21 protein-coding genes are annotated in these 20,726 nt (G+C 38.7%); 17 read left to right on the forward strand and 4 right to left on the reverse strand.

Going from position 1 to position 20,726, the window contains the following annotated elements; all coding sequences use genetic code 11:
- Window positions 1–42 precede the first annotated feature (42 nt).
- Window positions 43–738, reverse strand: a complete 696-nt coding sequence (locus COE25_RS22055) for a LuxR family transcriptional regulator (protein WP_098934147.1) — start codon at window positions 736–738, stop codon at window positions 43–45.
- Window positions 739–883: 145 nt separating this feature from the next.
- Between COE25_RS22055 and COE25_RS22060 the strand changes: the two genes are divergently transcribed.
- The 6 genes from COE25_RS22060 to COE25_RS22085 all read left to right on the forward strand — a co-directional run bounded on the left by COE25_RS22060 (window position 884) and on the right by COE25_RS22085 (window position 7,550).
- Window positions 884–1,831 carry an alpha/beta hydrolase gene (locus COE25_RS22060; protein WP_256942401.1) on the forward strand — a complete coding sequence of 316 codons (948 nt, stop codon included), beginning with the start codon at window positions 884–886 and terminating at the stop codon, window positions 1,829–1,831.
- 30 nt (window positions 1,832–1,861) lie between these two features.
- A complete protein-coding gene (locus COE25_RS22065; RefSeq protein ID WP_257208922.1) occupies window positions 1,862–3,505 on the forward strand; it encodes a flavin-containing monooxygenase in 1,644 nt (547 codons plus the stop codon).
- Window positions 3,506–3,767: 262 nt separating this feature from the next.
- Entirely contained in the window at window positions 3,768–4,850 is a 1,083-nt protein-coding gene (locus COE25_RS22070) for a sulfate permease (RefSeq protein WP_098934149.1), read from the forward strand.
- A 182-nt stretch (window positions 4,851–5,032) separates the two neighbouring features.
- The gene (locus tag COE25_RS22075; protein ID WP_098934150.1) at window positions 5,033–5,950 is read left to right on the forward strand and encodes a ketopantoate reductase family protein; all 918 of its coding nucleotides are present in this window, start codon (window positions 5,033–5,035) and stop codon (window positions 5,948–5,950) included.
- A 183-nt stretch (window positions 5,951–6,133) separates the two neighbouring features.
- Window positions 6,134–6,760: a spore protease YyaC gene (yyaC, locus tag COE25_RS22080; RefSeq protein ID WP_256942399.1), complete on the forward strand. Its 627-nt coding sequence runs from the start codon at window positions 6,134–6,136 to the stop codon at window positions 6,758–6,760.
- A 112-nt stretch (window positions 6,761–6,872) separates the two neighbouring features.
- Window positions 6,873–7,550 (forward strand): GntR family transcriptional regulator, encoded by a 678-nt coding sequence (locus COE25_RS22085; protein WP_088087947.1) that lies wholly within the window; start codon window positions 6,873–6,875, stop codon window positions 7,548–7,550.
- Between the two features lie 52 nt (window positions 7,551–7,602).
- Here the strand turns inward: COE25_RS22085 and COE25_RS22090 are convergent, their stop codons facing one another.
- Window positions 7,603–8,409, reverse strand: a complete 807-nt coding sequence (locus COE25_RS22090) for an aspartate dehydrogenase (protein ID WP_098934151.1) — start codon at window positions 8,407–8,409, stop codon at window positions 7,603–7,605.
- Between the two features lie 674 nt (window positions 8,410–9,083).
- Here COE25_RS22090 and COE25_RS22095 point away from each other — a divergent pair.
- Both COE25_RS22095 and COE25_RS22100 read left to right on the forward strand, forming a co-directional pair.
- Window positions 9,084–10,526, forward strand: a complete 1,443-nt coding sequence (locus COE25_RS22095; protein ID WP_098934152.1) for a hypothetical protein — start codon at window positions 9,084–9,086, stop codon at window positions 10,524–10,526.
- Window positions 10,527–10,716: 190 nt separating this feature from the next.
- Window positions 10,717–11,424, forward strand: coding sequence for a hypothetical protein (locus COE25_RS22100; protein WP_098934153.1), 708 nt, complete (start codon window positions 10,717–10,719; stop codon window positions 11,422–11,424).
- A gap of 53 nt (window positions 11,425–11,477) precedes the next feature.
- Here the strand turns inward: COE25_RS22100 and COE25_RS22105 are convergent, their stop codons facing one another.
- Together COE25_RS22105 and COE25_RS22110 are read right to left on the reverse strand one after the other, a co-directional pair.
- Complete coding sequence (locus tag COE25_RS22105) at window positions 11,478–12,701, reverse strand: hypothetical protein (protein ID WP_257208923.1); 1,224 nt, start codon at window positions 12,699–12,701, stop codon at window positions 11,478–11,480.
- Between the two features lie 566 nt (window positions 12,702–13,267).
- Entirely contained in the window at window positions 13,268–13,603 is a 336-nt protein-coding gene (locus COE25_RS22110) for a hypothetical protein (RefSeq protein WP_088087942.1), read from the reverse strand.
- Between the two features lie 344 nt (window positions 13,604–13,947).
- Between COE25_RS22110 and COE25_RS22115 the strand changes: the two genes are divergently transcribed.
- The 9 genes from COE25_RS22115 to COE25_RS22155 all read left to right on the forward strand — a co-directional run bounded on the left by COE25_RS22115 (window position 13,948) and on the right by COE25_RS22155 (window position 20,684).
- On the forward strand, window positions 13,948–14,277 hold the full coding sequence (locus tag COE25_RS22115; RefSeq protein ID WP_098934155.1) for a 2Fe-2S iron-sulfur cluster-binding protein: 330 nt from the start codon (window positions 13,948–13,950) through the stop codon (window positions 14,275–14,277).
- Between the two features lie 64 nt (window positions 14,278–14,341).
- On the forward strand, window positions 14,342–15,109 hold the full coding sequence (locus COE25_RS22120; protein ID WP_098934156.1) for a creatininase family protein: 768 nt from the start codon (window positions 14,342–14,344) through the stop codon (window positions 15,107–15,109).
- A 245-nt stretch (window positions 15,110–15,354) separates the two neighbouring features.
- A complete protein-coding gene (locus COE25_RS22125; RefSeq protein ID WP_098934157.1) occupies window positions 15,355–16,086 on the forward strand; it encodes an iron-containing redox enzyme family protein in 732 nt (243 codons plus the stop codon).
- 108 nt (window positions 16,087–16,194) lie between these two features.
- Window positions 16,195–17,658, forward strand: coding sequence for an aldehyde dehydrogenase family protein (locus tag COE25_RS22130; RefSeq protein WP_218964337.1), 1,464 nt, complete (start codon window positions 16,195–16,197; stop codon window positions 17,656–17,658).
- A gap of 29 nt (window positions 17,659–17,687) precedes the next feature.
- The gene (locus COE25_RS22135) at window positions 17,688–18,167 is read left to right on the forward strand and encodes a GlcG/HbpS family heme-binding protein (RefSeq protein ID WP_098934159.1); all 480 of its coding nucleotides are present in this window, start codon (window positions 17,688–17,690) and stop codon (window positions 18,165–18,167) included.
- Between the two features lie 39 nt (window positions 18,168–18,206).
- On the forward strand, window positions 18,207–18,881 hold the full coding sequence (locus COE25_RS22140; protein WP_256942397.1) for a chromate transporter: 675 nt from the start codon (window positions 18,207–18,209) through the stop codon (window positions 18,879–18,881).
- Window positions 18,878–19,408, forward strand: a complete 531-nt coding sequence (locus tag COE25_RS22145; RefSeq protein WP_098934160.1) for a chromate transporter — start codon at window positions 18,878–18,880, stop codon at window positions 19,406–19,408. Before COE25_RS22140 ends, COE25_RS22145 begins: the two co-directional genes overlap by 4 nt.
- Before the next feature lie 43 nt (window positions 19,409–19,451).
- On the forward strand, window positions 19,452–20,153 hold the full coding sequence (locus COE25_RS22150; protein WP_098934161.1) for a GntR family transcriptional regulator: 702 nt from the start codon (window positions 19,452–19,454) through the stop codon (window positions 20,151–20,153).
- A gap of 183 nt (window positions 20,154–20,336) precedes the next feature.
- The gene (locus tag COE25_RS22155) at window positions 20,337–20,684 is read left to right on the forward strand and encodes a 2Fe-2S iron-sulfur cluster-binding protein (protein ID WP_098934162.1); all 348 of its coding nucleotides are present in this window, start codon (window positions 20,337–20,339) and stop codon (window positions 20,682–20,684) included.
- Window positions 20,685–20,726: the final 42 nt, after the last annotated feature.

Below are 20,726 nucleotides of genomic sequence, written 5' to 3' on the forward strand. Positions count from 1 at the left end.
TCTAAGGTAAGTTACTTTGGGAAATAAAGCGCTTTCAAAAAACTACGAAAGTATTCCTCTCCGGAAAAGCTCTCCAATCGCATGGGAACGATTCTGAACGCCAAGCTTTTTAATTGCTGTTTTCACATATTGTTTTACCGTTAACTCGCTGATTTCCATCGAATCGGCCATTTCCTTTGTGCTTTCTCCCCAGGCAATTCTCCTCATAACTTCTAGTTCCCGCTTACTTAATACTTGCGGGTCTTCCACACTATCGAATTTTTCTAGAAACTTTCCAACTTCTTTGCCATAAAGGGTTAATAAAGAAAGAAGTTTTTCATCTATCACAGATTCTTTCGCGAACTCCGTTGTGCAAATATATCCAATAATGACAGACCTGAAACATATAGGTACAACAACGATCGAATTTACACTCGAAGAAGTTATGTATTTACTACTTGTTTGCTTTAAATACTCAATACCTGAACAATACTTTGCTTTCTTTTCATTTATGCTTGAGTAAATGATCGGCACGGATCGAATATCGTCACGAATATCCCCAATATGTACCATACCATCAGATGTTAATAAGATGATTCCTTCACCAAGGAAACCTAACGGAGAAAATCTAAATAAATAGGCATTCATGACAGGATAAAGGTCCATGTATACTTCGAGAATTTTATATAATCTTTCTTCATGGCAGGTGGCTTCCTCTAAATCGTGAATTCGATGCTGTAAGGTATACTGAGATGTCATATTATCATCTCCTTTATAGGGATATAGCACGTCTAAAATTGGGAATATTCAAATTATACAAAAAATTATATCCTTAAGATACACTTTTAGGAAAATCTTTTCTTTAAAAGTTGAAAAATTCCCAATTAGGAAAGGAAGATGTTTTTTGGCCAATTTAGACCCGCAAGCAAAAGCTTATTTAGAATTGTTCAGCCAGATGCCATTAATCCAGTCATTAGATGCACAGACAGTAAGAGAAATGTTTGCATTAGCCCCTCCCGTAGAGGTAGAGCTGGCCCAGCTTGCGAAGATAGAGGACAGAATGATTCCTGTCGCCGATGATGCCGAGATTAAGGTGAGAATTTATACTCCGGAAGGTCAAGGACCATTTCCTCTATTTGTCTATTACCATGGCGGTGGCTGGGTAATTGGGGATCTTGAGACAGCAGACCCAAGTTGCCGAATGATTGCTAATCGAACTGGGAGAGTAGTCGTTTCAGTCGATTATAGGCTTGCACCTGAATATAAGTTTCCAATACCTGTAGAGGATTCCTATGCGGCATTAAAATGGATTAGTGAAAATGCTGTGGCAATAAATGGAAACGCTTCCAATTTAGTTGTTGGCGGTGACAGTGCAGGTGGAAATCTTTCAGCCGTCGTATCGTTAATCGCCAAAGAACAAAATGGTCCAGACATCGCTGCCCAGGTTCTTATTTATCCTGTAACGGCCCTCGGGTACGACACCAAGTCATATCAAGAGTTCCAAACTGGATTTGGTCTTGATAGAGACTTAATGATTTGGTTTGGAAATTATTATATTAACAATAATGAGGATACAAAAAATAAATATATTGCCCCATTATTGGCAGAGGATTTAAGCAATCTCCCACCAGCTTACGTTATTACCGCAGAAAATGATGTCCTAAGGGATGAAGGTTTAGCCTATGCTGAGCGTTTAAAAGAAGCAGGGGTCAAGGTTGAAACGATTATTGAATCAGGTTTAGTACATGGTTATTTTACCAATATGGCGGTATTTCCAGAGCGAATTAAAGGATCAATTTCTAGTTTTACCAAGTTTTTAAGTGAAATTGACCAAAAAGTCGGCAGGGTTTAACGATAATATTAGATGCGGGAGGTAGGAATTTTGAAATCTACTAAACAGTCAAATCAAGTTGCCAACTACGACGCTGTTGTTATTGGGGCAGGGTTTTCGGGATTGTATACGCTTCATCGCTTACGTGAAGCTGGTTTCTCTACCCGTGTTTTCGAGGCGGGTGATGGTGTTGGCGGTACATGGTATTGGAACCGGTATCCCGGAGCACGCTGTGACTCGGAAAGCATCTATTATAACTACACTTTTTCAGAAGAACTCTATAGGGAATGGACCTGGACCTCTCGATATCCTGAGCAGCCGGAAATACTAAGTTACCTAAATTTTGTAGCAACCAAGTTTGATCTCCGTCGTGACATCCAGTTTCAGACTCGTATTTTGGCTGCCCATTATAATGAAGAGAATAATAGATGGATGATCCATTTGAACGATGGAACTAGTGTATCAGCGAAATACTTCATCACAGGAGTAGGCTGCCTTTCTGCTGCCAATGTACCAAACTTTAACGGGATCAATAATTTCAAGGGCGAGTGGTATCACACTGGACATTGGCCGCACGAAAAGGTAGATTTCAAGGGTATGCGAGTCGGCATTATTGGCACTGGTTCAACTGGCGTCCAAGCCATCCCAGTCATCGCTCAAGAGGCCGAACACCTTACCGTTTTCCAACGAACTCCACAGTATTGTGCCCCAGCGAGAAATCATCCGTACGACCCGGAGTATATCCGGCAGGCTAAAGAAAATTTCAGCGAGATAAAACGACAAATGCGTGAATCCCAGGGGGGCCAGCCAGTGGAACCACCTACTAAGTCAGCGCTGGAGGTTACACCTGAAGAGCGAGAGCGTGTATACGAGGAGGCATGGGAGAAGGGTGGATTAGGCATTTTTACTGCCTATTATGACCTGCTTATTAATGATGCAGCCAACGAAACGGCTGCCGAATTTATCCGCTCCAAGATCCGTAAGATTGTAGGTGACCCTGAGGTGGCCGAAAAGCTTTTACCAAGTTATTTTTATGGTACCAAACGGCCAATCATTGACACGAATTATTACGAAACGTATAACCGTGAAAACGTCACCTTGGTAGACGTGAAGAAAGCACCGATTGAGGAAATTACTCTAAAAGGGATCCGGACCACGGAAGCGGAATATGAACTGGACGCGATTGTTTTTGCCACAGGATACGACGGAATGACTGGGCCTTTATTGAAGATAGATATTCGGGGTAAAAACGGGGTGTCACTGAAAGAGAAATGGGCTGGGGGAGCACAGACGAGGACCTACCTAGGGATTGCAAATGTTGGTTTTCCGAACATGTTTATGATTACTGGTCCTGAAAGTCCTTCTGTGCTGAGTAATATGCCTGTCTCCATTGAACAGCATGTGGAATGGATTGCGGATTGTATTGAGCATATGAATAAGAATGGTGTGGAAACGATTGAGGCGACTGTTGAGGCGGAAGAAGCTTGGAGTACCCATTGCAGAGAAGTAGCCGAATCCACGCTTTATACTAAAACTGACTCATGGTACACAGGGGCAAATATCCCAGGCAAGCCACGTGGCTTCCTCATTTATGTAGGCGGAGTCGGCGCCTATCGCCAAAAGTGTACCGAAATCGCTGCTAAAGGGTATGAGGGATTTTCATTAAAGAGTTCAACTAAGACAGCATTACATTAGTGGATGTATGAATCCAAATTACTACAAAAAAAAAGAGTCTTCGGACTCTTTTTTATTTTCAAAAAATGGGTTTTAAAAATAGTAAAAAGTTATTTTTTGAAAATTTGAAGACATCTGAAATTATTGATTGATTAATGTGGTTTGGGAATGTATAATAAACAAAATACTAAATTATTCCTACCTGAATAGTATGAATTGGGAGTATAAAATTAGTTGCGTGTTTACCAGTTTAATAGATTGGGTACATAAGGAGAGATTATACATGGTTTGGACGTCTATTGCTTTTATTATTGCTTTTTTCTTTGCGATGAATATTGGAGCAAGTGGGACGGCAGCATCGATGGGATCGGCCTATGGTGCAGATGCCATAAAGAGTAAGCGCTTGGCCATGATTTTGGTTGCATTAGCAGCTTTTCTAGGTGCTGTACTTGGTGGTGGAGAGGTTGTGAAAACGATTGGCGAGGGAATTATTCCTTCCAATCTCCTAACGATTAAATTAGTCGTCCTTATCCTTGCAGGAGCTACGTTGACATTGTTTATTGCAAATATGTTAGGAATCCCTTTATCGACAAGTGAGGTTACCGTTGGATCGATTGTAGGTGCTGGGATCGCTTTTAAAAGTTTATACATAAATAATCTTTTGGTGATTGTTTGCTTCTGGGTGTTAGTTCCAATCGTCTCATTTCTCATTACCTTTGGACTTGGAAAGTTGATATCCGCTGCTGAAAAGCGTTGGGTCGGTTTAACTAGGAATGGAAGATGGAAAAAATGGCTGGCGGTATTACTTGTCATAGGGGGCTGTTTAGAGGCCTTTTCAGCTGGGATGAATAATGTAGCAAATGCCGTTGGACCGCTGGTAGGGGCTGGGATGATTTCCACGAGTAAAGGAATCTTGATCGGTGGTTTATTCGTTTCAATCGGAGCGATTTTACTTGGGAGCAAGGTGCTTGAAACGAATGGGAAGAAAATCACCAGACTTTCCTTGCTAGAAGGGAGTGCGGTTTCCTTTACAGGAGGAACCCTCGTTATTGTCGCATCACTGTTTGGTTTGCCAATTCCTCTCACCCAAGTAACCACCTGTGGAATATTAGGTGTGGGTGCCTCACAAAAGGGGTTTGGTATTTGGCAAAAATCAGTCATTCAAAGGATTCTAAAAGTCTGGCTAATCTCACCTTTAGCTTCGCTTGTTATTTCTTATATCCTGATTAATCTCTTAGTTAAGATTAATATTTATAATATTATTATCATTGTAAGTACATTGATCGCAACCGTGGGTGTGATCAGCCTTTCAGCGACTATTCGCAAGGAAAACAGTACCATCCATGATGATGGGGGCGGAATATAAATAATAGAATGTGCTCGTTAAAAACTCTGTTGGAATCTATTTCAACAGAGTTTTTATATTTCATTAATAAAATACAAGTAGTAAAATAGATTTGTGAAAGCCTGTTTACATACTATTTAGTTGCAAAATCAAAATACAAAATTCGCAAAAAGCACTTTTTCAATATGGAAGGAATGAAATGTGTGATAGAGATAAAAAAGGTATCGATCATTGGTTTAGGTGCATTAGGAATACTTTTTGGACATCATTTATCAAAGAAAATGCCAAAAGCAGATTTACGAATTATTGCCGACCGGGACCGAATAACCAAATATAAAAATGAACACGTCTATTGTAACGGAGAACGCTGCGATTTCACTTATCTGACACCTGATGAAAAATGTGTGCCAGCTGATTTACTCATTTTCACGGTGAAATATAGTGGTTTAAAGGATGCGATCCAAGCGGTAAAGAATCATATTGGTGACCAGACGATTATTTTATCGGCTTTAAATGGGATTTCCAGTGAGGCTGTCATTGGACAGGCATTTGGGCACGAGAAAATTTTATATTGTGTTGCCCAAGGAATGGATGCCGTTAAGGTCGGGAATCAACTCAGATACGACCATATGGGAATGCTTTGCTTTGGTGAACAAGAACCAGGATTCATTTCCGAAAATGTTAACAGTGTCGCGGCTTTTTTTGAAAAAATGGCAGTTCCCTATGAGGTCGATACCAATATGGTTAAGAGACAATGGGGAAAGTTTATGTTAAATGTCGGAGTCAATCAAACCGTAGCTGTCTTTCAGAGCAACTATGGTGAGATTCAACGAGAAGGAGAAGCAAGAGAGATGATGATTGCTGCGATGAGAGAGGTAATCACGCTATCTGAAAGAGCAGGCATCCACTTAACCGAAGCAGATTTAGACTATTGGTTACGTGTATTAGCAACCTTAAGTCCAGACGGAAAACCATCCATGGCTCAAGATGTCGAAGCCAGACGTCCAAGTGAGGTGGAGCTGTTCTCCGGAACCGTCCTAAAATTGGCAGATAAATATGGGATCTCAACTCCAATAAATAAAGAACTTTATCATCGAATTAACTTAATTGAAAGTATATAAAGTGCCTGACTCCCACTGCTTTAAAGTTGTACAATAGCGGGGGTCAGGTACTGTTTTGTTACAAAATTGTGAACTCTAGAGTTCTTTTATGAGATTTTTATTAGCAGGATTATGGCAGGTTTTACTTTAGGTATCATAAAATAAAAGCAAACGTGTATAAAATACAACTTGAGAAGAGGGTTGATGTTTATGTGGCCTTTTGACGGCAAGAAAAAGACGACTGAGAAGGCAGAAAGGTCATGCTATGTTTCCGTTAAAGAGACTACAGAGGGAACCGAGCTAATTGATATTGTCACTAAACTCAAAGAAGTCCTTAGTAGTACCTCGAGGGAAGTCATAATTTTGTGTGTGGGTTCAGACCGTTCCACAGGAGACTCACTAGGACCGATTGTCGGGACGATGTTAACAGAAGCAGACATTCCTTTTCCGGTATATGGAACCTTAGAAAAACCAGTTCATGCCTTAAATATAAAGAAAATTCTCAAGGACATTTATCAAAAACATAATCAACCATTTATCTTGGGTATTGATGCTTGTTTGGGGGATGAACGACAAATTGGGTTTATTTTTTTAAAAAAAGGTTCTTTAGTACCAGGCATGGCGGTTAATAAATCTTTACCTAGTGTAGGTGAATACCATATGAAAGCTGTGGTTAATTACCTGGATTCATTAGCACCTGCGCAATCCTTAAATAATACGAGATTATTCACTGTCGTGAAGTTGGCCGAAGTTATGGCAAAGATTATTACGCAAGCAGTCTTAGGGGAACCCTCAACTCTCAAAAGACTTATTGAAACTATCCAAAGATGAAAAATTTAAAATTATTTCCCACTCCCATGGTAAATTCAACCATAGTATTTGATGTTTACAATTAGAGTAAGTTATAATTGGTACAATGTATACCTAGAAAGAGGGAGAAACCGTGGGGAATAATTGGGCAGAGGAAGATCTATTGTCTTTACGCGAAAGGGTCTTTATTCACATTAAAGATCTCATTTTAGAAGGTGAATTTAAAACGGGTGATCGTTTGGTGGAACGGGAACTGGCAGAGCGGTTGAATATCAGCCGAACACCTATCCGTGAAGCGTTGTTTAGATTAGAATCGCAGGGGTTTGTAAAAACCGTTCCAAGAAAAGGTGTTATAGTTGCAGATATTTCAGATAAGGAAATTATTGAAGTATTTACGATTCTTTCCTCACTTGAGGTTTTGGCAGCAAAATTAGCTGCTCAAAAATTAGACGATGAAACCAAAAGTAAGTTTGTCGAGTACTGTAAAAAAGTAGAAGTCTGCTTAAAGGATAAGAATGATAATGATTTCTCTAATTTACATGGTGAATTGAATCATCTATTATACAGTTCAGCAAAAAATTCAAAATTATATGAAATACTAAGTGGGTTGTCAGATTATATTCGGGCATTTGCCAAGACAGGTTATAAAAATCCAGGCCGACCGGTGCAGTCGATGGAAGAACATTTACGAATTATGGAAGCCATTATCAATCAGGAAATAGAAATGGCTGAGTATTTGACGAAAATTCATATTGAAAATTCTCGAAAAGCGTATATTGAGGCTGTTAATCAAGTAAAAAAGAGTAAATAAATAAAAAAACTCCATCCACTGGTGGAGTTTTTTTATTTCTGTATGCAAGTTATTAAAGTCCGATTACGACTGGGGTGGTTAGATTCTGTAAAACTTTTGCGACACTCATCGCCACAATAGGACTAGATTTAGGATTTTGCTTAAAAGGCTTGTTTTGAATCGTTATTTCCATTTGACCAAAAAAGCCCTTCGCAGTGATTGTGTGGGTATTCATTTGAATCGTTGGGTCCACATAAACTTGAACCTTCGTTTCTTCGAATCCAATCCCGGCAAGACTTAGTGCCGCGGATACATTCACGTTTTCAGGGAATAATTTTGCAGCGTTTCTGGCATTGCCATTAAAAATACAAAAAGGATCTTTAATTGTTTCTAAATCTACTTTCTCCTCCGCAATCGTCCCATACCAACTTTTTGTTGGCTTCCTTGTTATAAGGGTGATTTCATCAATTTCTCCCAATACACCAGCAGCGATTCGGTCCAATCCAGCGATTGCTGCAGAGGGTATTATCATTTGTTTATTGTATTTAGTTGCGGCCGCCTGTAAGGACTTATAAAAGTCTATATTTGCTAAAGCACCGACAGAAAGGATGACTAAATTACTTCCTGAGGAAAGGGCTTTTTCACCGTATAGTTGGAGGGCATGATGACCGGCTGCTTCAATAATGATATCTAAATCTTGGTTAAAAAAAACATCTTCATTAGTAGTTACCGTACATTGACTAGGTGGGTTGCCTAAAGGACCAAGTGGGGTTCTAACCAAAAGGGCTTGAAGGGCGACATCACCAGCGTGTCCTGACTCAATTAACTCGCTAATACTCTTCCCAAGCGTTCCATATCCAATGATACCTGCTCTAAGCATTTTCATTCTCCTCGGATTAAAATTTTTATAGCAATGAACTATAAAGTTACCAATCTATGTATTAAAAGTAATTTGTATACCATATACCATCGATTTTATACATTTTAGCCGATTCGATCCACAAAAGCAATAGTAATCATATGAATTTATATAAACTTCTAAATTTTCTAAATTATTTGCAAAGATTAAAAAATAATGGTATATTATTTTCAACCTTAAGAAAACAAGGTGTACATAGTGAAAAAGAAGGGGATGATCTGGATTATTCCTTCATAATCAAACTACTTAAAAACCAGTAAAAAATGTGTAAGCGCATTCATATTCAAATTTATTTTTAGGTAGATTGATTGCTTTAGGAAGTCGAAAAATGGTGTTATGGAAGGTTGATTTTAATTCAGTATTTAGTTGTAATCAGAAATTACGAAAATATTTTTTTATTATCATGGTATACAATCTACAATATGCAAGGTAATCTCTTGAATTTATTCTTTTATTGAAAATAGCAATTGTAATCTTTATAGGGAATAAGAAAAAAAATTCAGAAGTAGAGGATATACACCATGGTAACGAGCCATTAATAACTGGTATTCCTTCACCTACGGTCTTTTCCAATAATTAAAGAAATCTTTCGCATCAATCGTTTTAAAAATTTTTTAAAACAACGGAGGGGAAATATGGAATTAACAGCAGCTCATTGGGTTTATCTAGTAGTCACTGTAGCCGTTATTATTATCATGCTTTTTAGAAAAGGTGTTGTCTTACCTCTTATAGTTGGAACCTTTTTAGTAGCTGCCGTGTATAAAGGGAGCGTGATCGGCGGTTTTCAAGCCGTCTTTAATGCAAACCTGGTTGCCGCTAAGGAACTTTTTAGTATTTTCCTAATCATTTCCATCATGATCGGTCTCCTTAATTCCTTGAAGGATCTAGGGTCAGATAAAAGGATGGTCGTGCCGATCCAAAAAATAATGGTAAACGGACACGTTTCTTATTTAGTGTTAATGGTCACTACGTTTGTGATTTCACTATTTTTTTGGCCAACCCCAGCTGTTCCGTTAATTTGTGCTTTGTTAGTGCCTGCAGCAGTAAGTGCAGGATTGCCAGTCATGACTTCAGCAATGGTAATTGTTATTGCAGGACAAGGTATGGCACTTTCATCAGACTATATTATGCAAGTAGCCCCAATGCTTAGTGCGAAAGCCGCAGGAATTGATAAATCCTTAGTATCAGATAAGGCCTTCATACTTTCTCTCATTACTGGAATAACTTCTCTAGCGATTGTGTATGCCACGCATCGAAAAGCGATTACAAAAAGATCTGTTAATGAGATTAATAAAGAGGAAAAGGCATTCTTTCAAGTTACCGAAGAACTTGCTGCTACAGTAGAAGAAACTGCTGAAGTTATTAAAGTAAAAGAAAAATGGGGAAAAATCTTTGCGATTATTGTGCCTTTAGCAATGCTTGCTGTTATGATTTTTATGTTCCAAACAAAAATTGGCGGTGGAGCTGGATTTGAGGGAGGCGACGGCGCAGCTTTTATTGGAGGAGTGGCAACCATTCTCTTAGTGTTGGCGACGATCGCTTTTAACCGAATTCATGCACTCGATAAAATTAGTGAACATATTACCGAAGGTTTTGTGTTCGCATTTAGGGCGATGGCACCCGTTATTCCGATTGCAGGCTACTTCTTTATGGGAAGCGGAGACTTTTCAGCGTCAATCCTTTCCTTAGGTGAAGATGCTGCCAAACCAGGCTTTCTATTTGATTTGATCCAAGCAGGTCAAAATTATATTCCACATAGCCCAGTTATAGCAGCATTTAGTATCTTAATCGTTGGAATCATTACAGGGTTAGATGGTTCTGGGTTTGCAGGGCTTCCGTTAACAGGTGCTTTGTCTGGAGCGATTGGACCTGGAAGTAATATCGATCCTTCCGTTCTGGCAGCTATTGGGCAGATGGGTGCGGTTTGGAGCGGCGGAGGTACGCTGATTGCATGGTCATCTCTTGTTGCAGTTGCCGGGTTCCTACAAGTATCACCGTTAGAACTGGCCAGAAAGAACTTCTTCCCAGTTATAACCGGACTTACCATTGCAACAATACTGGCAGTTTTCATTTGGTAAAGTAACAGTTTTAATGTATTTAAGTATACTAGATATAGAAATTAGGGGTCGCTAAAAATAAAGAAGCTATTCCAAAAGTCAGCACAAAACTGATTTTTGGGATAGCTTTATTATTTTAGTTTGAATGATGACAATTTGTTATCTTGAAAAGACAAAATACATCGGATGAAAAGATGAAAGGGGCTAAAAGATGAAACAACAAAGGATTGGTTTAGTAGGGATAGGAAAATTAGGAACAGCGTTGATGACTCATTGGGATAAAAAGTCAATCCCAATAGGTGTTTACCACCCAGTTGAAACAAAAGCCAGAAATTATCTCCACCTTTTTCAAAATGGCTTTCACTTAACAGAAAGTGAAATAGGTAATGTAGATATCTTAGTTCTCGCACTTCCTGCTACGGAGATTATTCCGTTTATCTCAAGCTTAAAGCTCCAGAGCAATGCTCAGCATACACCATCTATCATTAATATGGCAACGAACTTTGCTACCAATGAGCTAATGACCAAATTTCCAAGCTTAGAGGTTCATGGCATGAAGTATATGGGTCATTCTAGAGATTTATTGGAACACGCAAATGGTTTATTTATTACTGAATCCGTATTACCCCCAAAGATTAAAGAGCTTTTTGAGGAGATTGGAAAGGTAAAAATTGATCGTGAAAGTTGTTTAACAGAGGTAAATAAATTAGCCACGTATTTTGCCTTAAAAACGGCAATCAATATCGAGACTGAATTTGCGGACAGAGGATTATCTCCAGAATACCTTAAAAGAGCGCTAACATCGCTAGCACCCGAAGTGATACGTTCCTATAATGAGGGGAGTCTTGGGCACTTTGCTAAGGAAATAGTCAAAGAAATTAAAGCAGAGAAATCTAGTGATGGTCCTACAAGCCATTAAATCACTAAAGGAGTCAATCAAATGATTGACTCCTTTAGTGATGAGCGGCTGTGTTAGGCAAAAAACACTTGTAAAATAAATAGATACAACATGACAAATCCGATATAAATACTTGCGAAGGAAAGATTCCAGTTCGATACTTTATAGGAGCTTTCCTTGACGATGTTTGACATAAGTCCCAATGTGGCATTATATGGACCCACTAGAAACGCTGATACAGCTCCTGCTAACATCGCCACAGTCAGAATATGTGGTGAAATCCCAATCACCTCTGGATTCAAGCCTTCTGTCATTAGAGCTAATGAAACTGCGGGATGAAGCCCTAGAAAAGCAAAAGCTAGCGGGATTAAAGGCAGTAATATCAAAAAGATTTCCACACCTGAAAAATTAATAAATTTATTTACCCATGCATCCAGCAATACATTATTATGGGAAACATTAATGGTTGAGATAAAAAAACCTGCTGATAAATATATGAAGAATTGATCCTTCATACTTACAGAGAAGGATTGAAAATGCTGGACTAACTGGGCTCCGAACTCTTTACTCTGTTTTAAGAGGAAGGACCAGGTAAACGAAAATGGAATGACAAGTATGGATACTAAAATTAAAAACGGATAAGGAAACTTTGATTCTAGGACAGAAATGACTACGTTAAAAATGATGATTGCCAAGAGAATTTGAAAGACTCTACCCGAACGATTCATCTGACCTGTTGGTTCGACCGTAGCAGCGGTTTCGTGGACGGATAGGTCCTTTTTGTTTTGGATCATGAAATTTGCCTTACGTGAGCCGATATACCAATCCACCCCCATACCTACGATGCTTAAGGGAATGACATACGGGAGTATCGAGACCCAGCTAACTCCTGTCATTGTGATAACTATCCCGACAATTGGTGTAACAGGTGCCCATATTAAAGGCATGGCAAACCCGCGCGTAATCGCTCGGCTCATGAACCGTTCCTTATTCTCAACGGGAATGACATCTAATGCAGGCCTAATCGAGTAGTATGTCATTGGTAATGTGGCCAGATTCATAAAAATACTAAAAAAATAAGATATGCCAGACGTAATCATGTACAATTGACCAGAGGTTTTTACTCTTTTTTGAATAATATTTTGGATGCCCCCGCTATAACCGCCTAGTTTTATCGGTATCCCTAAAATCGGAATCAGTGTAAACATGGTAAGCAAGTCCAGCATAGGGCCGAAAGAAAGAATATATTGATGCCAGGAAGCCCCGCTTGTCCATAATAAGACCACTCCAAGCAGCAAAAATGTACCTCCTAAAACTTGAACAAATCGCTTGGCTTGAAATAAGGTGATTAGCACAATCGCAAGACATAGACAGGAGATTAGTACACCCAGATTTAGCACAGGCACTAACACAGAGAATAGATACAATAAAATTACGATAAAAAACATATACCTCAGCATATCAACCACCCAATCTTTAATGAATTGTATACCATATAGTATTATTTAGGCCAATTTTGTCACGAATTTGCCATTAATTATGAATAACTATGGTATTTGGTATACAAAAATCTTGTTTTATTGTTAATTCCATTATACAATTACATTATCAAATAACTCAATTAATAGGGGGCTTTTAAATGTTTAACTTTCTATTTAGATCCAAAAGGGCTGCAGAAAAAGCTGAGAAAAAACTAGCTTCACTAAGAAAAACTCTTAAGTTCTAACGGTACTTATTCAACCGCCGCTTAAAAGCCGGCGGTTTTTTGTACTTTAAAAACAATATCAAGACAAAAAAACGGAGAGCCAAGCTACCTCTCCGGAAATTATATATAGAAAAGCTATTTTTTTGTACAATAAATTTTCTAAACGGCTACCTCAGCTGATTTTACCAGTTTGGAGTTGACAGAATCCACGCTGTTCCCGGACGCCTTGACAATCTCATTTAATTCCTCGCGAGCAGCTTCAATGGTATCAAACTTTTCAAAAAACTTTACAGCTATCTGATTTACATATTCTTTTCCTTCAAAATTTTCAAATAATCGAATTTTAATCGTTTCATCAAGGACTTCAGCAATCGTATATTTCGCTTTTAAATTGTCAAAGAAATAGAAATGGTAGGTTTCAATCGGTTTTAACCCATCGTTTTCGAGAATTGTTTGGAAGGTATCTTTATTAGTTAAGACAATATATTTCCCCATGTAGAACACTCCTTTGAGTTTTTAATACCCTTTAATTTCAAGTCGGATAAGTATTTAATTTCTGTTCCTCTAAGTATAGTAACTTCCTATGTTATTTTTTTCTTTTCTCACCTCCAAGGGATATTGTATACCAAACTCCTTATGTGTATTTTATATCAGGATGTTAAAATGTTCAAGGTTATATTCTAAATATTTAAATAATTATCTAAGTTGTTGATAGACTAACTGATTTACATGAAAAAAATTCGTTCCAATTAAAAATTCTAGTTTGCTTATCTAACAAAAAGATTGTATACTTCAGAAAAGTATCAAAATTTTTGGAATAAACAGAAAGGGGTAACAATATGCCAAAAGTGATCATTCATGTTGATGGAACAACAATTGAACAAGAAGTGAAAGACAATGCCAATTTAGTAGTATTAGCAGGGACCCGTCAATTACCAAAATTAAAGTATGGCTGCGGAATGGGGCGATGTACAAAATGCACTTGTATCGTCGTAAACGGAGCTGAGTCATTATCTCCACCGAATTGGAAAGAAGAAAAAATGCTTGGAGATAAGGTGAATGAGGGCTATCGCTTAACATGTCAATTAACCATTAAAGAAGATATTGAAATTACACAGGAAAATATCTCGATCCAAGCCCCGAAGAAACAATCTGCTATCCAATATTGATAGGGAATTTATTTATATTTTTTATGGTATACAAAATACAATCAACTTAAGTAGGTGAGTTAAAATGGATTGTTATGATTTAACCAGCATGACATGGAAAGAAGTAGAAGAATCGCTTAAGACTGTTGAATTTGCGATCATTCCAATTGGTGCTCACGAACAACATGGTCCCCATATGGTAGAAAGTTGCGATGCTGTCTTAGCTGAAAAGATGGCCAAGAAGTTAGGCCAACGAATGTTTCCTTTTGCATTGGTCACACCAACCATTAATATGGGTGTTTCCCAACACCATTTAAATTTTCCGGGAACCATCTCCTTGCAGCCCACCACATTAATTGCGGTTTTAAAGGATGTTATCTCATCATTGAAGCATCACGGCATTAAAAGGTTTTTGTTTTTAAATTCTCACGGCGGTAACCAATCAACCTTAAACGTTGCTTCTATGATGTTAACCAAAGAACTGGATGTTGAAATTTACTATGCTAAGACGACTGCATCTGCTAAAAAAGCGATTAAGGAAAATGTAACATCACTATTATTTGGTCATAGCTGTGAACGAGAAGTTTCTGAAGCACTTTATTTGGCTCCTGAGCTAGTCCGTCCCGAAAACCTAGAAAAAGGTGATATCCAAGAAGAGGGAAGATGGAAGCAGCTTCGACCTGGAAAAGCGATTCAAGGATTTTATTATTATGAAGAAATGACGAAAAACGGCTGTATTGGGGATGCCACTAAAGCAAGCTGGGAAATCGGTCAGCAGATCGTAGAGGAATCCATAGAGAATCTTTCAAAAGAACTCTATAAATTATTAGAACTGAAAGTGGACGTCCATTAATAATTTTAGTAGTAGAGAAAAAATAGTATCAATCTTTAAAAAATTCTAAAAATTATATTTACAAATAAACAATATATTGGTAGTATAAACGTAAGGTATACCAAAACGATATTTTCACCGAATTAAAGAGTGCTGGAAGAGGAAAGAATCCACAATCTTTTTATTTTTAATCTAATTTGGTATACAAAATATCAAATGCCAAGTTAAACTTGGGTACCTACATAATATTAGAGGAGGAGTTTCAGTTGACAGAATTATTATCTAAAGATGAATTTCGCAAACAATTAGAAGAAGCAATTAAGGGTAACCATAGCCAGAAGGCTCCATTTACAGTAGCTTGGGCTGAGGGCAAACTTGGAAGAAAGCACTTTTCTAGATGGGCTGAAAATCACTACCATTATGTAGGACCATTCGCAGACTATTTAGCGTATATTTATCACAACACTCCATCAGATCCAAAATTTGCAGCTGCAAAAGATTTCACTTTACAGAACATGTATGAAGAAGAAATTGCAGCTGACCGTCACACTGATTTATTGATCCGTTTTGCGGAAGCCTGTGGTACGACTGAAGAAAGAATTATCGATCCAAACAATATGGCCCCAACCACTTTAGGGCTTCAAAGCTGGTGTTTCGCAGTTGCAGCACGCGAGAATTTCGTCGTAGCAACAGCAGCTCTCGTTGTAGGCTTGGAATCACAAGTACCAGATATTTACCGTAAGCAAACACCTGCTTTACGTGAACAATATGGATTTACAGATGAAGAAATTGAATTTTTTGACTTACACATCGTATCTGATGAAATCCATGGTGAGCGCGGTTATAAAATTGTTCTTGACCACGCCGATACTCCTGAGTTACAGCAACGCTGCTTAGAAGTCGTTCGAACAGGTGCAAAAATGCGCCGTATGTACATGGATGGGTTATGGAGAGAGTATTGTGAGCAGGATTTAGGAGCACTAGTAGAAACAAAGTAATAAGAAAACTTTACCGGCCGTCCTATTAATCTTGTAATTTAAAGGTTTAAGTGACGGCCATTTTTTTATAAAACCATGGAAACAAATAAATGAAAAAAGGTGATAGTTGTGATAACTACAAAAGTAGAGACATTCAATAACTATATAAATGGAGAATGGCAGGAATCGGGGAGCCGAAAAACATTTTTTAGTGTGAACCCTGCAAATACTGAAGATCTTGTTGGGGAATTCCAGGCTTCAAACGAACAGGATGTTAAAATTGCGATTGAAGCGGCTAAGAATGCTTTTCCTAGCTGGTCCCAAACAGCTCCATCCAAGCGTGCGGCTATCTTAAATCAAGCAGCGAGTATCCTAGAACAAAATGCAGATTCTTTGGCAGAAGAATTAACAAGAGAAGAAGGAAAGCATGTTGATGATGCCAAGAATGAAGTCATACGTTCAGCTCAAACGCTCCGTTATTATGCCGTAGAAGGACAAAGTTTTACTGGGGAAACCTTTCCAAATGATGATGCAAATATGAAAGTTTCAACGGAAAGAGAACCGCTTGGAGTGGTGAGTGTCATAACTCCTTGGAACTTTCCACTTTCTATTCCTGCCCGAAAAATCGCTCCCGCTTTAATCACGGGGAATACGGTTGTGTTTAAACCTTCCTCAGATACTCCATTAATAGCTTATCGTCTAGTCGAAGCACTAGATAAGGCAGGAATTCCTAAAGGCGTGATTAACTTTGTTACGGGTAAAGCTTCAGACGTGGGTGACTTGCTGGTAACCCATCCTGCTGTTAGGGCTGTCACTTTCACAGGTTCAACCGCAGCTGGGGAAGACATTCATAAAAAGGCAGGCTTTACAACCAGGACGCAAATGGAACTTGGCGGGAAGAATCCGTTAATTGTTATGGATGATGCTGATCTTAATCTAGCCGCCACTTTGACTGTCAACGGGGGCTTTTCGTTAACAGGGCAAGCTTGTACAGGAACAAGCCGTGTCATCGTCTTGAAAAACATAAAAGAAGAATTTGTTCAGAAACTTGTTGAAAAAACCAGGGCACTAAAATTAGGTAATGGTTTTGAAGCAGGCGTGAAAATTGGTCCGCTTGCCAACGAAAGACAGTTGAAGAATGTTTTAAAGTATATCCAATACGGAAAAGAAGATGGTGCTGAATTAGTATATGGCGGTGAGCCATTAGTGACTGGAGAATTTGAAAAGGGATACTATGTTCAGCCAGCTATTTTTACCAATGTAAATGCTAATTCGCGGATTGCGAAAGAAGAAATCTTTGGACCGGTTGTGGCTGTGATTGAAGTAGATACATATGAAGAAGCCATCGCCGTTGCGAATGACGTCGAGTATGGGTTATCCGCTTCGATTGTTACCAATAATCTCAAAATCGCCAACCAATTTACAAAGGATATCCAAGCAGGAACAGTCAAGGTTAACCGCACAACGACAGGGAACTTAATGAATGCACCATTTGGAGGCCTGAAAAAATCAAGTACTTCTACATTCCGTGAATCCGGAAGAGTGGGGTTAGAGTTCTTTACGCAATTAAAAACTGTCTATATGGGCTATTAATATAATACATTAGGTAAAGGAGAACATCCATGAAATCTGTATTGAAATTAGAACTAGAAGAAGCAAAGATAATGATTGAGGCAGCTAAGAAAAAATCAGAAGAGATCAATGTTCTAGAAACCATCGCTATTGTCGATGATGGCGGCAACCTGCTTGCGCTTGAACGTATGAATGGAGCGCGGATCACGGGACCTGAAATCTCGATTGCTAAAGCGTATACGGCTGCTGGCCATAAACGCTCTACCCATTTATTTAACAAAGAGCCGAATGGACCTGCGCTTCCTGGAAATGAAGCCTTTGGAATCCAACAGATGCTTCCAGGGAAATTCGCCATTTTTGTTGGTGGGTTCCCGATTGTTGTCAATGGTGAAGTCGTAGGTGGAATTGGTGTAAGTGGTGGAAACGGCGAGCAAGACACGGCCGTGGGAACAGCAGCCTTGAAAGCATTGCAAAGCTTTATAGAAAGTGCCGGACATGAAGTAATCACCGAAGCCGATATAAAAAAATAATAATAACAGGACCTCATTCGAAGCATTTGTTTTAGCAGAATGGGGTCTATCTTAATCTTCGGTTCTATTAAAATATGCGACAGAATGTTATATTGGTATAAAAAGGGGGAGAGTCAACTGAAAGCATATGTTGAGTTAGCTATTGGATTTGCCCGCACCGGTGTGACCGGTTATGGGGGCGGGCCCTCGACGATACCGCTGATTGAATTTGAAGCTGTTAAAAAATACAAATGGATGAACGAACAAGAATTTGTTGAAATCCTGGCATTAGCCAATACTTTGCCAGGGCCGATTGCTACCAAAATGGCGGCGTACATCGGTTATAAAGTGAAGGGGTATTTAGGTGCGACCGTGGCTATTCTTACTCACATTTTACCATCAATTATTGCCATGATCGCCTTATTGGGTGTGCTTTATAGGTTTAAAGAATCATCAATTGTTAGTGGGATGGTTCAAGGGGTTACGCCTGTGATCGGATTTATGCTCTTGGAGATGGCTTATCGTTTTTTCCAAAATGGACGTAAAGGCTTAGGTTTTCCGATTATGCTCTCACTATCGGTCGTTTCTTTAATATTTGTCCAGTTTCTTGACTGGCATCCCGGCATCTTGATTGCGGTATTTCTCATTACTGCCTATATCATTGCGGATCGAAAAGAAAAAGCGGCAAAAGCTTCCGCTGAGGTGCTTCTTCAGAGAAAGGAAAAAAGTTCATGATCTATTTGCATATCTTTTGGGCGTTTTTTATTGCTAATTTATTGGGATATGGCGGCGGTCCTGCAACCATTCCGTTAATACAAAATGAAGTGGTCAACAATTACCATTGGATGAGTTTATCCGAGTTTGGGGATGTATTGGCGATTGGGAATGCCTTGCCAGGACCAATTGCCACCAAAATGGGCGGTTATATTGGTTATGAAGTGGGGGGGATTCTTGGTGCAGTAATTGCTCTAATCGCAACGATCCTTCCTTCTGCTCTCGCCGTTATTTTACTTTTTAAGTTTGTAAATCTATTTAAAGGTTCTCCAAAAGTAGCACTTATGACAAAGTCAGTACAGCCAATTATTGCAATTTTACTTGCTGTGATGGCCTATCAATTCTTTTTAACAGCTTATGAGAATAGTGGTGTTTTTCATTTAGTCTTTTTGGCTGTGGTTAGTTATTTTGCTTTGATTAGAGTAAAAATGCATCCATCCCTGCTAATTGTTTGCTGCTTGATCTATGGTGGAGTATTTCTTTCGTAAAAATGAATGTTAGAAAATAATAAAAAATAAGCGGGTGGAATTTATGGACGTAAGATGGGAGGAAAACAATCTTTTATCGATTCGGGAACATGCATATAATTATTTAAAGGAAATGATTCTGGAGGGCGAATTAAAAGCGGGCGATCGTTTAATTGAAAGAGAACTTGCCGGGAAATTAGGCATCAGCCGCACACCGATTCGGGAGGCTTTGTTCCGATTGGAATCCCAAGGCTTTGTAAAAACGGTTCCCCGAAAAGGTGTCGTCGTCTCCAATATTTCCGAGAGTGAAGTCATCGAAGTATTTACAATTCTTGCCTCTTTAGAAGTTTTGGCCGTTAAATTAGCTGCGGGGCGGATGGATAGAGAAACGCAACTAGAATTGGATCAAAAGATCGAAGAACTGATGTTGTTAAGAGATCAAGCCGAAGAAAACTTTAATCTTGAACATATACAAATGAATCGTCTGATTAATAAGGCATCGAAAAGCCCCAAACTGTTTGAGATTCTCTCTGGTCTGATTGACTATATACATATGGCTGCAAATATGGGATATGAGACACCAGGCAGAAGAAAAGAATCCTTAAGGGAACATATTGATATCATGAAAGCCTTGCGCGATAAAGAAGCGGAAATGGCAGAGTACTTAATGAGAATTCATATTGAAAACTCGAAAAAGGCGTATATCACTTATATTGAAAATATTAAAGAAAAGCTTTATAAAAAAGAAAAATTAGTGTCGACTTGAAAAATACCAATGAAAGATCTCATAGCGAGCTATCATCTATGTTAATGACCACACCGACTTCACGATGTGGTCTTATATTTATCTTTTTTTTAAAATAAATAATTAAAATATTTGTATTGTCTGAAAATTATAATTATGGTATATTGTATACCAAGAAGATTAATTTTAGGGAGGATACGAGGCATGCCAAAAATAAATTTCATTAACAGCAATAAACAATTAGAGGTACCAGAGGATTCGAATATCTTGAGGATGTCCCTTCGTTACGATGGAGAACTCCCAAACCGATGTGGCGGGGGAATTTGCGGCAGCTGCGTTTTTAAGGCGGAAGAAGGCGCTGAATTCCTAGATAAAGTCAAAGTACAAGAAAGAAGAAAATTAGGTGAAGAGTGGTTAAAAGAAGGATATCGCCTCGGGTGTCAAACATTTGTGACAAATGGAGATATTTCGATTTCTTGGGAAGATGCATTTACAGAAGTCGTGAAGAAAAGAAAGCCTGATAAACTCCAGAAAGAAGTCTCTACCATTTAGTAAGCTTAGTTAAAGAAATATATGAATTCGGGGTGAGATCAT

The sequence above is a fragment of the Bacillus sp. AFS031507 genome, assembly GCF_002584635.1.
In the GTDB taxonomy this organism is placed as follows: domain Bacteria; phylum Bacillota; class Bacilli; order Bacillales; family Cytobacillaceae; genus Neobacillus.

Coding starts and splice junctions, on each gene's coding strand:
- yyaC (WP_256942399.1), top strand. CDS start 6,134: ATGTTTATGTGGCCTTTTGACGGCAAGAAAAAGACGACTGAGAAGGCA.
- COE25_RS22100 (WP_098934153.1), top strand. CDS start 10,717: ATGAAACAACAAAGGATTGGTTTAGTAGGGATAGGAAAATTAGGAACA.
- COE25_RS22115 (WP_098934155.1), top strand. CDS start 13,948: ATGCCAAAAGTGATCATTCATGTTGATGGAACAACAATTGAACAAGAA.
- COE25_RS22140 (WP_256942397.1), top strand. CDS start 18,207: ATGGGGTCTATCTTAATCTTCGGTTCTATTAAAATATGCGACAGAATG.
- COE25_RS22070 (WP_098934149.1), top strand. CDS start 3,768: ATGGTTTGGACGTCTATTGCTTTTATTATTGCTTTTTTCTTTGCGATG.
- COE25_RS22095 (WP_098934152.1), top strand. CDS start 9,084: ATGGAATTAACAGCAGCTCATTGGGTTTATCTAGTAGTCACTGTAGCC.
- COE25_RS22055 (WP_098934147.1), bottom strand. CDS start 738: ATGACATCTCAGTATACCTTACAGCATCGAATTCACGATTTAGAGGAA.
- COE25_RS22155 (WP_098934162.1), top strand. CDS start 20,337: ATGCCAAAAATAAATTTCATTAACAGCAATAAACAATTAGAGGTACCA.
- COE25_RS22135 (WP_098934159.1), top strand. CDS start 17,688: ATGAAATCTGTATTGAAATTAGAACTAGAAGAAGCAAAGATAATGATT.
- COE25_RS22120 (WP_098934156.1), top strand. CDS start 14,342: ATGGATTGTTATGATTTAACCAGCATGACATGGAAAGAAGTAGAAGAA.
- COE25_RS22150 (WP_098934161.1), top strand. CDS start 19,452: ATGGACGTAAGATGGGAGGAAAACAATCTTTTATCGATTCGGGAACAT.
- COE25_RS22145 (WP_098934160.1), top strand. CDS start 18,878: ATGATCTATTTGCATATCTTTTGGGCGTTTTTTATTGCTAATTTATTG.
- COE25_RS22090 (WP_098934151.1), bottom strand. CDS start 8,409: ATGCTTAGAGCAGGTATCATTGGATATGGAACGCTTGGGAAGAGTATT.
- COE25_RS22110 (WP_088087942.1), bottom strand. CDS start 13,603: ATGGGGAAATATATTGTCTTAACTAATAAAGATACCTTCCAAACAATT.